This window comes from Alkalicoccus saliphilus (assembly GCF_003044065.1).
Classification (GTDB): Bacteria; Bacillota; Bacilli; order Bacillales; family Salisediminibacteriaceae; genus Alkalicoccus; species Alkalicoccus saliphilus.
Genome location: NZ_PZJJ01000027.1, coordinates 1 through 14,485 on the forward strand (window position 1 = coordinate 1; position 14,485 = coordinate 14,485).

At 42.9% G+C, this 14,485-nt stretch carries 15 protein-coding genes; 3 read left to right on the top strand and 12 right to left on the bottom strand.

The annotated features are described in order from the left end of the window. Positions 1–96: 96 nt before the first annotated feature. The 4 genes from C6Y45_RS13565 to C6Y45_RS13580 form a co-directional block, all read right to left on the bottom strand. A complete protein-coding gene (locus C6Y45_RS13565; RefSeq protein WP_245922661.1) occupies positions 97–609 on the bottom strand; it encodes a ferric reductase-like transmembrane domain-containing protein in 513 nt (170 codons plus the stop codon). 231 nt (positions 610–840) lie between these two features. Continuing rightward, positions 841–1,044 carry a hypothetical protein gene (locus C6Y45_RS13570; RefSeq protein ID WP_107585775.1) on the bottom strand — a complete coding sequence of 68 codons (204 nt, stop codon included), beginning with the start codon at positions 1,042–1,044 and terminating at the stop codon, positions 841–843. A gap of 226 nt (positions 1,045–1,270) precedes the next feature. Next, complete coding sequence (locus C6Y45_RS13575; protein WP_107585776.1) at positions 1,271–2,014, bottom strand: urease accessory protein UreH domain-containing protein; 744 nt, start codon at positions 2,012–2,014, stop codon at positions 1,271–1,273. Between the two features lie 47 nt (positions 2,015–2,061). After that, positions 2,062–3,105 (bottom strand): acyltransferase family protein, encoded by a 1,044-nt coding sequence (locus tag C6Y45_RS13580; protein WP_107585777.1) that lies wholly within the window; start codon positions 3,103–3,105, stop codon positions 2,062–2,064. A gap of 978 nt (positions 3,106–4,083) precedes the next feature. On the opposite strand from C6Y45_RS13580, the gene cyoE reads away from it, so the two are divergent. After that, the gene (cyoE, locus tag C6Y45_RS13585; RefSeq protein ID WP_107585778.1) at positions 4,084–4,980 is read left to right on the top strand and encodes a heme o synthase; all 897 of its coding nucleotides are present in this window, start codon (positions 4,084–4,086) and stop codon (positions 4,978–4,980) included. Positions 4,981–5,203: 223 nt separating this feature from the next. On the opposite strand, the gene C6Y45_RS17795 is transcribed toward cyoE, so the two are convergent. The 4 genes from C6Y45_RS17795 to arfA all read right to left on the bottom strand — a co-directional run bounded on the left by C6Y45_RS17795 (position 5,204) and on the right by arfA (position 8,148). Then, a complete protein-coding gene (locus C6Y45_RS17795) occupies positions 5,204–5,341 on the bottom strand; it encodes a hypothetical protein (RefSeq protein ID WP_170098743.1) in 138 nt (45 codons plus the stop codon). Positions 5,342–5,368: 27 nt separating this feature from the next. After that, a complete protein-coding gene (locus tag C6Y45_RS13590; RefSeq protein ID WP_107585779.1) occupies positions 5,369–5,629 on the bottom strand; it encodes a hypothetical protein in 261 nt (86 codons plus the stop codon). A gap of 56 nt (positions 5,630–5,685) precedes the next feature. Continuing rightward, positions 5,686–6,474, bottom strand: coding sequence for an enoyl-CoA hydratase/isomerase family protein (locus C6Y45_RS13595; RefSeq protein ID WP_107585780.1), 789 nt, complete (start codon positions 6,472–6,474; stop codon positions 5,686–5,688). A 168-nt stretch (positions 6,475–6,642) separates the two neighbouring features. Then, positions 6,643–8,148, bottom strand: coding sequence for an arabinosylfuranosidase ArfA (gene arfA, locus C6Y45_RS13600; protein ID WP_107585781.1), 1,506 nt, complete (start codon positions 8,146–8,148; stop codon positions 6,643–6,645). A 299-nt stretch (positions 8,149–8,447) separates the two neighbouring features. Between arfA and C6Y45_RS13605 the strand changes: the two genes are divergently transcribed. Further along, positions 8,448–9,032 (top strand): hypothetical protein, encoded by a 585-nt coding sequence (locus C6Y45_RS13605; protein WP_107585782.1) that lies wholly within the window; start codon positions 8,448–8,450, stop codon positions 9,030–9,032. Between the two features lie 160 nt (positions 9,033–9,192). Here the strand turns inward: C6Y45_RS13605 and C6Y45_RS13610 are convergent, their stop codons facing one another. Together C6Y45_RS13610 and C6Y45_RS13615 are read right to left on the bottom strand one after the other, a co-directional pair. After that, positions 9,193–9,543, bottom strand: coding sequence for a MerR family transcriptional regulator (locus C6Y45_RS13610; protein ID WP_245922662.1), 351 nt, complete (start codon positions 9,541–9,543; stop codon positions 9,193–9,195). A 147-nt stretch (positions 9,544–9,690) separates the two neighbouring features. Then, the gene (locus C6Y45_RS13615; RefSeq protein WP_107585784.1) at positions 9,691–11,706 is read right to left on the bottom strand and encodes an ATP-dependent Clp protease ATP-binding subunit; all 2,016 of its coding nucleotides are present in this window, start codon (positions 11,704–11,706) and stop codon (positions 9,691–9,693) included. A gap of 263 nt (positions 11,707–11,969) precedes the next feature. On the opposite strand from C6Y45_RS13615, the gene C6Y45_RS13620 reads away from it, so the two are divergent. Then, positions 11,970–12,569, top strand: coding sequence for a hypothetical protein (locus C6Y45_RS13620; RefSeq protein ID WP_107585785.1), 600 nt, complete (start codon positions 11,970–11,972; stop codon positions 12,567–12,569). A 632-nt stretch (positions 12,570–13,201) separates the two neighbouring features. Here the strand turns inward: C6Y45_RS13620 and C6Y45_RS13625 are convergent. Together C6Y45_RS13625 and C6Y45_RS13630 are read right to left on the bottom strand one after the other, a co-directional pair. Then, on the bottom strand, positions 13,202–13,627 hold the full coding sequence (locus C6Y45_RS13625; RefSeq protein WP_107585786.1) for a hypothetical protein: 426 nt from the start codon (positions 13,625–13,627) through the stop codon (positions 13,202–13,204). 142 nt (positions 13,628–13,769) lie between these two features. Next, positions 13,770–14,276, bottom strand: a complete 507-nt coding sequence (locus C6Y45_RS13630) for a Gmad2 immunoglobulin-like domain-containing protein (protein WP_107585810.1) — start codon at positions 14,274–14,276, stop codon at positions 13,770–13,772. Between the last annotated feature and the right edge of the window lie 209 nt (positions 14,277–14,485).

Sequence of the window (14,485 nt, forward strand, 5' to 3'; positions counted from 1 at the left end):
GTAGTTTAAACTCTTTATCATATTTTCGTTTTACCATCTTGAACACTCCTCTAATGTGGGTTCCATGTACAGATCATTATACATGCTTTCCCCCAATTAGCTGTGTCCAGTTTTTAGAGTAGCATCAGTCAGCCCCATCCCAAGAAATACGTACAAAAACCAGATCGAAGGGTAGGGGGACCAGTCGGGGGGAGTCACCTGAAAAAAATAAAATAAATATAAAATGCCCCGTACCATTACAATGTAAAAAATAACATGTATGAGAGCTCTATGGAGCCATTTCCATGTAGAGATTCCGAGCAGCTGAACAGATTTGTCAAATGAGGTAAGAGCCAGGAGAATGATCATAGGAGCTGCCATCATGCCCATAATATTCATAATTCCGACTTCAGGTCTTAATAGAATATAACTGCCTATTTCTTCTGCATACTGGAAACCGAACAACGCTGCCATATCCCACTGCGCCCAACGATCCAGGATCGCATAGGCATGCCCGGAAGCAAGAATGGCGAACCATATTCCTGTTTCACGTCTCCAAATCAGAAAACGTGCAGCCGGCTGCCAGAGAACTGCTGTCGGAGAGATAATGAGCGTAATAAACAGCAGCACAAATGCGGCGTGAGCCCAGGCACGCCAAAAAGGATGATCACCCCCCCAATCCGGCCAGAGAGCAGGATCGACTCCCCAGAAAGTATAGGAGAGATAAAATAAGTAGACAAGAAGCAGGGAGAAAGCTCCTGAGACTAAGTGACGTATAAAAACAGGTTTTTCCGGATTAAATCAGCGGGTCATTGAATCACACTCCAGTAGAAAGAATGAGGCACCTGAAAAATGCTTGTTTTATTTAAAATGCATTTCGTTATTTTTTTTATATTCTTTCTGTTTATTTTCCTCCTGTGCCTTCTTCAGTTTCTTATCCTTGCTTTTCAGCAAAATAATAATTATCTGTGCAACGATAAAAGCTGCACTCATGAGTAAAAACGTATAAATATAATCTCCCTCTTCGAGACTCGGCAAATGTACTATGGTCTCTGTAACACTCATATGTACCTCCTTTCTTCGCCGCCTATGTTTACTTCTGCACCACCGTTTCTAAGCTGTCAATAAATAAAGAATGAATTATATAAGAAATCATATTTCTCTTTAACTTAGTTAATGAGGGCCCCGGATGCAGGGAGTAGAACCTGTATTTAGAGATGTATTCCTACGGCTCACGAAAATTGTGTACTCCATCGCCGCCTTCCCTTTCTCTACATGATAATTACGGTTATTACCAAAACGTCAGAATATCGACCACTCCAATAAATATCATTATTCCTCCAGCGAACTGCTGTACTACCCGTCCTAATTTTCTTCCTTTTTTTAAAATGAGTCCGCCAGCCCCGAAATACCAAATGAGAAAAATCACTGCGAGAAAAGGGATCGATGTCCCTATGGCAAACACACCGGGCAGCACTATGCCGTAAGATGTGGTAAAAGTAGCCGGCATGAGTAAAATAAAAAATAAGATAAACATAGTAGGACAGAATGCCAGAGAAAAACTAAAACCAAGCATAAAAGCACCCCAGTTTCCACTTTTCCTATCTTCAGGATTCTGCTTTTTATGTTTTTTCCATAACCTGATCGTCCACTGCATCGAAAATAACCCAAGCATATAAAGTCCAATCAATATGAGAAGAGGACCTAATATTCTTCTCATCCAGGGAAAATAAGGCGTTAACTCCCTTTGAAATTCCTGTCCGATTATCCAGACAATGCTTCCTAAAGCTGTAAAAGCAGTGATCTTTCCAAGAGTATAAAAGAAAGTGTTCGACCAGGAAATTCTCGTTTGAAGAGATTTGGAGCCGTAAAGGGTAATCGCACTGGCATTGCCGGAGAATTGGCACGGTGCCGCCGCCCCCACTATTCCCAGCATCAGGGCAAACAATACCGGGATGCCTTCCATACTGGAAGCGGCGTTCATGAAAGGCTCTCTGAAAAATGAGCTGAGCTGCTCCACTAGTTGATAAAACATTTAATTCCACCTTCAGCTGTTTTCTAAGCGTATCGAGCGTGCAATGACTAATGTTGTTTTATTGGAATTGTTTTACCAATAAAATAAGGACTCCACCGGAAAGGGGCCGCGAATTTTACTACTAATATAGATAATCCTATACTGACGAAGATTGACAGCAGAAAGTAGACGAAAGGTGCCATCCCTTCGATTGGAGGGAACATATACAAAAATGCGTTGTGCAGTAAATATATATTAAAAGAATACTTACTCATAAGCTGGATCATATAAGGAACCTTTTTAACAGCTTGAGTGTACAGGAGCACTGTCATAACAATCATCAGTGTAAAAGTGAGATAATCCACTCGTTTAGAAGAAACGACTGTCAATATATCACTGCTGGTCAATACAAAAATAACAAGAAGATTAACCATTCCCCCCACTAAAATAAAATGTTTCCAAGGAAGAAGTTTTTGAATAAAAAACCGGTAGTTCCTACCCCCGTAGTATCCAATTACAAAATAAAAAATCCACCCCAGAAAAGGAAGCCAATAGCCGCGGTTCCAAATATATTCACCAAGTATAATATCCGGAGCCTCAGTCAGGTGAAAGAAACCCAAATACAGCGTATTGACTACAAATGCCCCACTGATGATCCACAAAGGGGAAGCTTTTTCCAAGTATTTATGGAGCAGAAGGTGAAGCAAATAAAATTGAAAGATAATTAATACGAAGTAACCAGTATAACCTCCTAAAAAAATGTTCATAGCGGCACGTTCCACTGCTTCAACCAAGCTTTCCGATGTTATAAAAGCAAACACTCCTCCCATGAAAACAAAAGGAATGATTAAAAACTTCACCCTCTTCCAAAGAAAACCCTTCGGCAGGTTATCCGGGTAAGAATGGGCAAGCAGAATTTCTGATATAAATATAAAAGCCGGGGTGCCGAAAAAAGAAATAAAGCGCAGTCCAATTAAAAAGTGTTCTTCTCTTGGGGAAAGGGAGTAACTATAATTTTCCAGGGTCATATTGATTGCATGCCCCACAACTACTGCCAAACAAGCCAGCGCTCGCAGCCAATAAATTTCTTTAATTATTTTTGTTTCATTCAATCTTTTACTACCCCCTGCTTCCCTTTCATCTACCCTTTTTCCTGTTGCACATGCGGACCGTATTTCACCCGCTGGAGAAGCGGAAATTGTTTACGTTTTAATTATTAGCTGTTAATCACATGAAAACCATCAGCTTATATGGCTGCCTTTATAGAATAGAGGCTCTAACGCTTTTTTGAAGTTATTTTTCAGTCACTAAGGAAACCTGATTATGTATCAGTTTTTAAATGAAAGTATTTTTATATGTTCCGAATCAATTTCATAAGTCGCTTTAGGACAGGGATTTTCGAATATTGCGAATGAATTTCACTTCAGACTTCACTCCTTCCCGACGGAGTCCCCGTCTGCTGTTGCAATCATCCGGTTTTATATACAAATAGTTACGTTATAAATTGAAAAATCTTCTTTAAAATAACTTAAAAATATATTATGAAATTGATTCGTTCTATATAAATATTTAACGGCCTGATTTTATACGATTGATGTTCATCTATATCAGGAATCAGTCATGCTTCTAAGCGGACACTCTTTCAGCTTAATTAATAATTATGAAGTAAATATGAATTTTAAAAACTATTCTTTTTTTCCTTCAGGAACACTTGAATAAGCAGGCGTAATTGGGGGGATTCTTATGTGTTGCAATACGATATGGAGGGCAGAAGAGGTTCACTTCTGGTCAAGGGTTTATCAGCAGCCACCTGATATACTATTTACTTGTGGAGTAATAATAAAATTTTATTAATGAGAAGAAAATCCTTTTCGTTTTCATCATTAATAAGAAAAATAATCCGCTCTCGAAACTTTTCCCAGTCCAGCATCGAATTAGAAACAGCTGCGATTTATTCCAGGAGTGCAAAAATATATGTCTGCTCTCATTCTGGCAGAAATTGTTGCAAATTGTTCCAATGTGTTTCTTGTAAAAAGATGATATGATGGTTTTATCAGCTTTAAGGAGTATAAGAGGTGCTATAAACTATTATGGAAAAACCATTACAAAAAGCGTTGTGGGGACAGGTTGTCAAAACCGGGATCATTAAATCAAATTTAATTCCAATGATTGCCGGTCTCATGCTCGCTTTATTTACGTATCAATACAGTTTCGTGGAGAATACCTGGAATATCGTTTTTGCTATTTTCGGAACGGCCTCGATTATTGCAGCCGCGGGAGCGTTCAACAATATGTACGACCGTGACATCGATGCTCTGATGGCCCGTACGAAAATCCGTCCGACCGTAACAGGCTCGATTTCGATGAAAAAAGTTTCAACTGTGGCTGTATTATTATTAGTCATCGGCCTGATGCTTCTGTACTTCGCTTCCCCGCTTGCTTCTTTTTTAGGTCTTCTAGGAGTCGTCTTCTACGTCATTCCTTACACGATGTGGACAAAGCGTCATACGATCTGGAATACTGAAGTCGGCAGCATTTCCGGAGCCATGCCCCCGTTAATCGGCTGGGCGGCTGTTGCCCCGGATATCTGGCATCCGGCGTGCTGGGCCCTGTTTCTCATAATGGTCATCTGGCAGATGCCCCACTTTTACGCTATTGCCATCCGCAAACAGAAGGATTACACAGCGGCAAAGATACCGATGCTCCCGGTAATTAAAGGAGCAAAGCGCACGTACGTACAGACGAATGTTTACTTAGTTCTGCTTGTGCTCTCGAGCTTTTTGTTTCTGCCGCTGAGTCTCGGACTGACACTCGTTTCCCTTCTTCTCGGGCTTTTATGGCTCGGATTGAGCATCTTCGGTTCCCGTAAAACAGATATTGAAGGCTGGGCGAACAAAATGTTTTTATTTTCCCTCGTGCATATGACCGGCGTTTACTTCACCGTCATTATTTACGCGTCCATCGGCTTAGTTATAAACGTACTTTAATTCAAAAAACAGACACGGGAGCCCAATGCTTCCCTGTCTGTTTTTTTATAAAGCTCCTGGCTGATGTAAGGGGTGGACTATCGCAGGAAAATCTTTCGGTTTCCAAAAGGATGAAAAAAGAAAGCTTTCAATCTTTTTCCTAATAGACGAACTGCTTTGACGATGCTTAGGTGTATTGATAAGAACGGCTCTCCATATTCTTAGTACGAATTTATATATCAGACTATGTTCCAAACAGTCTCTCCAGATCTTTTTTGAACTCGGGATGAATAGTCACTTCCGGGCGGATTTCTTTTACCATGGCCACTGCCTGATCCACTGTTTCTGCGAATCCGAGCTCCAGTAATACACCGGCTGCCACACTACCTGTGCGGCTTTTCCCACCTTTTCAATGCAGGATTGCAGTTTTCCTTTCTTTGTGGAATGCCGATGCAGCGTTCACTGCTTCTTTCAGCTTTTCCGTCTGATTGGGGACTCCATCCACTAATGGAATGTGAATCCACTCAATACGATCATCGTGCATGACCGGTTCCACTGTTTCTGCCCGAAGATCGATGATCGCTGCGGCATGTTCTTCCTCTGCGGCACTTTTCACATCCTCCTGCCCGCACATAAAAATTCCTTCCAGCAGTTTTTGGTAATTGGCCAAGACCGGTCCCTCCTCTCTTTTTAAACTTAATTTAAAATAATACAGTTTCCGGGAGGCTATTTGTGAAAGTAATCCGCTTCCCGCTTTTCCAGAAAAGCAGAAATACCTTCTTTCCCTTCGCTGCTTCCGGCTCTTTCAGCAAGGGAGAGCGATTCTTTACTCATCTGGGTTTCAAGTGTTTCCTGAAGCGAATGATACAGCAGTTTTTTGGTTGCTCCGTAAGCATTTACTGGTCCTTTCGCCAGTTTTTCTGCCAGGTCGAGGACGGTGGACATAAGCTCCTCCTGAGGAACCGTGCGGTTGATGAGCCCCCACTCTTCTGCTTCTTTTGCCTCCAATACGCGGTTCGTATATAACAATTCCATAGCCCGTCTTACTCCGACAAGCCGCGGAAGAAAATAACTTCCGGAACCGTCGGGTGATAATCCTATTTGATTATAAGCTGTTACAAATTTTGCATGATCTGAAGCATAAACGAGATCACAGGAGCAAGCAAGACTCATACCGCCCCCCGCTGCGGTTCCGTTAATAGCTCCAAGGCACGGTTTGTTCATTCCGGCTAAATGAGAGATTGCCTGATGAAGATAGGCGGTGACGAATTTAAGATGGGAGCCGATTTCCTCCCCTTTTTCGGCAAAACTTTTTAAATCTCCGCCGACGGAAAATTTGTTTCCTGCACCGGTCAGTACGACTGCTCGAACTTCCTCACTTTCCGAACAAAAAATAGCTGCCTCCATGAGTTCCTGTGCGAGCTGCAGATTAATAGCATTTCCTGCTTCCGCCCGGTTCAACGTTATTATCCCGACGTGATTTTCAACGGATACTTCCACAACTTTATTTGTCATCCAGCTCCTCCTTATCGATCTGTTTGAAATAAAAGGGTTTCAAGCTGTTTCTTCAAGCTGGAAACTCCTTACTTCTATTATTTTCATAACATTCTTACAATTACAACCATAACTTAATAAACTGTATAAATGAGCGTAAGCGATCAACGGAATGTCCAGAGAATGATTTTACTCAGAGAGCTGCAGGCGTACGACATTCCAGGAAGCTTTATTTGTTTTTACTTGAAGATCCGTCCCGGCCCACTCCGACTGACCATTCCGGTGGGGTTTAACATTTTCCTTCCCCAGTGTGTTTTTCACTTTGAGGTTCCCGTGCTCCAGTACGAGGTGCTCGATTACGCGGTAATGTGTAAAATCCTTCAGAGAATAACGGACGACTACGTCTTCCTTGAGATGTTTGTTTAAAAGAAAAATTGTCAGCTCTGCTTTTTCTTCGTTCCAGACAACGGCTGTATCGACGTAAGGAACATCCGTGAATTCTTTCGTGTCAAAAGCTGGAGAGGAAACGACGGCCTGCAGCGAAACGCCCCTCCCGAAAACCGAGGCATGCATATACGGATAATAGATCGTCTGCTTCCAGGCCCCTCCCCCGTTTTCCGTTACGATCGGGGCAATCACATTAACGAGCTGGGCCAGGCAGGCCATCCTGATCCGGTCAGCATGCTTCAAAAAAGTGATAAGAACCCCTCCGACAAGCAGCGCATCCTCCATGTTATAGCGGTCTTCAAGCTGCGGCGGTGCCGTCTGCCACAGCTCCTGCTTTTCGTCCGCCTCCTTCGAGTGATACCAGACATTCCACTCGTCAAAACTGAGCATCATCGTTTTCCGGCTGCGCTTTTTTGCTTTTAAATAATCACATACCGAGGTGACTGTCCGGATGAAACGCTCCAGTTCTATCGTGCTTGCCAGATAGTTCTGGGAATCATTTTCCTCATTGCCGAAGTACTGATGCAGGGAAATATAATCAGCAGTTTCATATGTATGCTCCAGAGTAACTGCCTCCCATTCCGGGAACGTCGGCATCCCTGCTCCGGAGCTTCCGCACGTGACGAGTTCGATCGAAGGATCGATCTGCTTCATCGCTTTTCCAGTTTCTGCTGCTATGCGCCCGTATTCTCCGGCTGTTTTCTGTCCGATCTGCCATGGTCCGTCCATCTCATTTCCGAGACACCACGTTTTTATATGATGAGGAAGCGGATATCCGTGCTTCTGCCTTAAATCACTCCAGCAGGATCCCCCGGGATGATTACAGTATTCCACGAGGTTTCTGGCAGCGTCGATCCCTCTCGTGCCAAGATTTACGGCCATCATAACTTCGGATCCTGCTTTCTTTGCAAAATCGGCAAATTCATTCGTACCGACCTGATTCGTTTCTATCACCTGCCAGGCAGGATCCAGCTTCCGGGGCCGGTTTTCTTTCGGCCCCGTTCCATCCTCCCAGTTATAGGCAGATACCATATTCCCTCCCGGATAACGGATAATCGGCACGTGCAGCTGTCTGATGAGAGCCAGTACATCCTGACGGAATCCCTGCTCATCGGCTTCCGGATGGTCCGGTTCATAAATACCTCCATAAACAGCCCGTCCCATATGTTCAATAAACGACCCGTAGATCCTTTCATCCACTTCTGCAATAACCGCTCCTTTGTCGAGGAGCACGTTTGCTTTTTTCATCTGCAATACCCGCCTCTCCGTTTACGTGTGCTTTTAATGTATTCATCCAAGCATTTATCATAAAGACAATTTCGCACGCCTAAAGAATTCGTTCCTCACTCTTATTCTTTACAGGAGTTCTTTTCCCCTGCCTTAAATTTTTTTCTGAAATTTTACCACCGCTCTGGAAGACTTGAAACGATACAGGGGCTTAGAAACAGTTTATATATTCTGTATATCCACTTATTTACTTGTCTATTTTTTATTCTTCTATTATATTTTAAATATTAAATTCTCTTATTATATAACTGGAGGGTTTTATGAAAACATGGGCAGTTCTTTTCCTGGGGTTCTCTTTACTTTTTGTCAGCGGATGTACAGAAGAGGAAAATGCAGAAAATCAGAATGAGTCATCAGAAATCGAGAGTCTGCTGGAAGAAAAAAAGCAGCTCGAGATACAGCTGGAGGAAACTTTGGAGGAACTGGAGAATACAAAACTTGAAAAGGAGGAACTGGAAAAAGCTGTCGCTTCACAATCTGAGGAAAATGCTGAAGAAGAAGATCTGCCTGAAGAAGAACCTGTCCCCTCCTCATCTGAATCAGTACGGGAAGAAGAAAATAATATCGGGGACAACGTCACTTTCGGGAATGTTATTTCCACAATTTCCGACAGCGACGCCGAAGCTGAGATCAAAGTCCAGGCAGAAAATGACTGGGAAGATAATAATGCCATGCAGGAATATGTAATGGATGAGCAGCTCGAAGCTTTCAATTATTTAAAAGAAATAGAACTAACGTCAGAATCAGAACATAAACTTATGGAAAAAGCCTTTGACGACTGGGGCTATAATTTCAGGATGGTAAAGTATATTATCGACAACGAAATAGAATCTAATGAAAATTAAAATTGAATGATATATTTTTTTAGGAAGACCTTTAATTTTTATTATAAGAATCGGAACATGGCATAAAATAACCATGCTCCATTTTTTTTTGTTTTTCAAACAATTTTTTAATGTTCCGTGTGTGTATACGAAAATTACCAGTTTGTCTAAAACTGATATTTTACTTATCGAGCTTCTCCACCCATTCGAGTAACCGCTTTTTTGGATAGTAGACATTGTTATTAATAACGATGTGTGGAATATCTTTATGCTCTATCACTAACGACTGTACATCTTTCTTATCAATACCAAGCGTGTGATGAACGTATTTTTCGTGAATAAGTTCTTTTTGATCATAATCGGACATGTAATCCATCATGCTTTTCGATTTGGGGTTTTTAAAGTTTTTCAATCCGTCTCCGATAAAATAGGCAGCTGCTGTGAGGCCGACAGCGAGCCAGAAAAAGTCCAGTTCCATATTCATTCTCACTCCTTCAAGGTGTACTGTTACTATTTTAACATTAATTACCATGCACTTTATCTTTTTTGTTAACAAGCAGCTGTGTTTTCTTCCTCGACAGCTACCTACTGCTGCACTCTTTATACTCTTTAACATCCGGGGGGTTGTAGCAAATAGAAAAACACCTCCTCCCCGTTAAAACCGGAGAGGAGGTGTTGATTAGTGTACCTGTACAGTTATTTCATTGGCTGTCACATTTACTTCGATGGAAGCAAGTTTTTCATTGGCAATGATTTCATCGACAATTTTGTCTTCGATATGCTCCTGGATCGTTCTGCGGAGCGGCCGGGCGCCATACTTCGGATCGTATCCGTGTTCGGCGAGCCACTCGACCACTTCTTCTGTGAAGGTGATTTCCACTTCCTGGGCTTCACTGTGCTCTTTAACTTCTTCAAGCATAAGAGTAACAATCTTCTTCAAATCTTCTTTTTCAAGTGCTTCAAAGCCAACAACGCGGTCCAGACGGTTCAGAAATTCCGGCTTAAAGTAGGCATCCAGCGGATTGGCGTTCGTTGTCATGACAATAATCGTATCTTTAAAACTTACCGTACGGCCGTGGCTGTCTGTCAGCCTGCCGTCTTCCAGTACCTGCAGGAACATATGCTGTACATCCGGGTGAGCTTTTTCCATTTCGTCAAGCAGAATAATGGAGTACGGACGGCGGCGGACCTGCTCTGTGAGCTGACCGGCTTCTTCATGACCGACATAGCCCGGCGGAGACCCGATCAGTTTGGATACCGTATGCTTTTCCATATATTCACTCATATCGAGCCGGAGCATCGCTTCCCGGCTGCCGAACATTTCTTCAGCCAGAATACGTGTCAGTTCTGTTTTACCGACACCGGTCTGGCCGTGAAATAAAAAGGAAGCGATCGGACGCCCTTCCCGGCGGAAACCTGCTCTGCCGCGCCTGACAGCTTTTGCCACAGCTTCCACAGCTGTTTTCTGACCGATGACACGGGAGCCGAGTCTCTCTTCCAGGTTCTGCAGTTTTTTCTGCTCGGAAGCTTCCAGCTTCTGTACTGGGATACCTGTTTTCTTTTCAATAATCTGCTGCAGATCCGTAATTTTCACATCCGGTACGGATTTCTTATCTTGATCGTTCAGCTTATCCTGAAGCTTCAACTCTTCCTGACGCAGGCGTGCTGCTTCTTCATACTGTTCTGCTTCTGCTGCCTGCTGTTTTTCTTTCTCAATTTCTTTTAAACGCCGTTCAAGCTCCTCTTTACTTCCGGTACCGTGCCGAAGATTCAGCTTCGCACCGGATACGTCCATTAAATCAATCGCTTTGTCCGGCATTCTTCTGTCCTGAATGTAACGGTCGGACAGGCGGGCACAGGCTTCGAGTACGTCTTCCGGATAGTGGACACCGTGATACGCTTCATATTTCGGTGCCAGCCCTTTAAGGATCGCAATCATGTCCTCCACTTTCGGCTCGTTGACAGTAATCGGTTCAAAACGGCGTTCCAATGCGGCATCTTTTTCTATCGTGCGGTACTCCTGGAATGTCGTCGCGCCGATAACCTGAATCTGTCCTGCAGCAAGTGCCGGCTTCAAGATGTTTCCGGCATCGGTGGAGCCTTCGGTTTTCCCGGCGCCGACAAGCTGATGGATCTCATCAATAAACAAAATAATAGAAGGGTCGTCTTCCAGTTCTTTGACGATCTGCTTCATTTTTTCTTCAAACTGTCCGCGGTAGCTTGTTCCGGAAAGCATGGACGCCACATCAAGAGAAATCAGTTTCTTATTATGAAGTTTTTCCGGTACGTCTCCTTCGTTGATTTTCAGCGCGAGACCCTCGGCAATAGCTGTTTTTCCGACCCCTGGCTCCCCGATGAGTACCGGGTTGTTTTTGTTGCGGCGGTTTAATACTTCCGCCACCTGTTCCATTTCATCGTCCCTGCCGATAACTGGATCAATTAAGCCTTTTTTCGCCTGGGAAGTAAGGTCTCTGCCGAACGAATCGAGTACGCTCTGTTCTTTTTCCTGAGCGGGAGCTGCCTGAGAGTAAGATCCACTCTGCGGCTGAGAAAAAGAATGGCTTCCTCCCTGTTGTGCCTGTTTCGCTAAGCTTTCATAACAGCTGCTGCAGAGCTGGGCAGACTGCTCCTCACCATTCACATTGACACGGTAATAAATCGTCGCTTCGTTTTGATGACAATGCTGACATTTCATTTCAATTCCTCCTTTTTTCGTCTATTAAAGGGGTTGTTTGACCAACTTTGACCTTTACTGACTATAGTATAACTCTTTGGTCAATGAAGGTCAATATATTATTTGACCTTCTTTGACTTTTATTAAAAGTTATTTTCCGGGAAGAAAATTCATCAATAACCGGCGATTTTCACGCTGAGTACCATCTTTAGTAAAGGGGAATATGTTTATCGAATAGAATATTTAAGATAGGGAAGTATTAAGAGTTAAAGGAGGAATGTTTGATGCCTGTCCCACCTATTCAGCCCATTTTAAAAAGTGTAATGAAATACATGAAAGAAAATCCGCAGCAGGCGGCTGTAATTATTGGTGCAGTAACTGCCGGACTTAAAAAGCTTCCGGACACGACAAAAGATCTTCTTGAGAAGCAAAGGAGCTTAAAGAAGGAAAAACTGGAGACCGGCGGAGCTTCCTACAGGAAAAACCGATTAAATAAATATAAATCCAAATTTCTCAACGAACTGCCAGATATGAAAAAGAAGGAATTGTTTTTTCATCTGCTGGAAACTGAAGATATGGTTGAATCCATTAAGGGAGACATAAACAAGACAGGTAAAGCGAACCCTGCTCTTTTACTGAAGCAGGAATTGAAAACGTGGGAGGCGATTCAGCTGGCGATAGCAAACACGATGGATACACTGGATTATGAAGAACTGCTGATGCATTATCATAATTACGAGTACAAGGGAGATTATTTCGAGGGTTTCGATTTGATGATCGAAAATCTTCATAAGTATAAGGAAAGTGATAAAAGAAAGCTGCATTTATATATAAAAGAAGTAACAAATAAAAATATGACTAAAATCGAAAGGGATTTTTTATAAAATCTGAAGCTGTGAAATATAGATGGTGAGTAAAACGTGCCTTCATGTGACTTGTACAAAAAATCCTGCGTAAGTCTATTTTCAACCTGCACAGAATTCTCCGGGCGTCTCCGTCTTCTACTTTCGGTCTTTTTGCTGGACGAGAAAGCACTTCCTCCATATCGTTCGTTTTTATTTTCAGGAACTGTTAAAGCTCCGGGTTGTTTGTGAAGGTTGCCTGCGGCTGTCCCTTTGTCCGGGAGGATCTTCGCGCTTCCGCAGGCGTCTCTGCCCGGACATCGGTTTTATGGAATTAAGAGCAGCGTTCATGAAAGCAGAATTTTTCTTTTTCTGTGAAAAAACGAAGCGGAAACCGGTCCGTGGAAGAAAGAGATTGGAGGATAGGGCGCAGCCTACCCGAAAATCTCCTCCACGGCAAGCCGGTTGGAAACGAAGTGTTTCTCCAGCCGTCAGCGAACTTTAACATAGCTTATTTATAAGCTTCATATAGTGAACAAAATTCTATCTGCACAGATAAAAACTTAAAAGCCAAAAAAAGCGCTTCTTGAGCAGAGCTTCTTTTAGTTCTTTACATTTTAATATTACTTCTATCGCTGAGACAGTTGATATTCGTTGGGCGGCTGAATACCTCATCAGGCCTGCACAATTTCAACATAGAACGTATAGGAGGAAGATTTCGCAAACTCTCCTTCCCATTCTGCTGAAATTTCTAATATGTACATTCCAGGTTCTTCTGGAAACGTGACTTCCCTGTCTCTTACATCTAATTCAGCTGCTGGTTCGTTCCTATGCCATTCCCGCACACTTACTGCCGGGTCTGAACCATCATCAAACGTAACGATGCCAACTGCACCGCCCTCCATTTCCACGGGCTCCATATTCTGTGAGTCGACCAACTGAGGTGGGACATCGTATTCTGCAGCACCTTCTGTCCAGTGGTAAGTGCCGCGAAAGGTTGATATTTCCGTATTTTCATTCACAATTACTTCTGCTTCAGGAGGTTCGGTATTACACCCTGCCAATAGAAATAAAACAATTAAAAATAATATGCATTTCATAAATTCCCACCTGCCAAAAAAAGTAAATCCAGCTGCTTCTTTTAAAGATAATTTTTCTATAGTTTCATTACAGTTATAAAATCAAGATAATAGAAACTCATTCGGCGGTTTCAACAAAAAAGGGGGTCCGGCTTCCCGAATTTTAGTTCACGGCACGTCGGCGGGAAAGCATGAGCGTTCCTGCTATTAACATCACGGCACCAATTACCATTGCAGCAGGATATGTTGTGGAAGTGGCGGGAAGTTCATCCCCCTCTTCCTCCCCGATTGTTACCGGGATTTCCAGCTCGTCCACCCGGCTGCCATCATCAGCACTTTCTTCAAATAAGACGACAGTAAGATGGCGTGTTTCTCCTTCTTCCAATTCGGCTATTTCAACCGCCAGATGGAATTCTCCCCACTCAGGTCCTCCTGCAGTGGCTGTCGTAAAACCTTCATCTATTTCTTCTCCATCTTCTACGACAACGTAAGATACAGTGGCTTCGAAAACACGGGCTTCTCCTTCAATATGGATCGTGTGGCCGTCAGTTTCCACGTTTTGGATACGGAAAGAATCGTTTTCGTATTCAAAATGCGAATCAGCTCCTGCCGGCAGAGCGAAAAGAAAACAGGATACAAGCAGCGTGAAAGCAAGCAGTATTTTACTCATTCGTCTTCCTCCTCGTAAGGAAATCCCGGACCCCTCTTTTCCATTTTATCCTAATATCACTTAAATTGACAGAATAATATAACTTTTTACCCCCTTCTCCATATGTACCGAATATTTCCTGAACAGAGTGTCCTGCAGTGAGAAATTAAAACGGTGCAGGTCCGGCTGATCTTTACACATAATTAGAAGCTGCCCCATTTAAGTTAGGA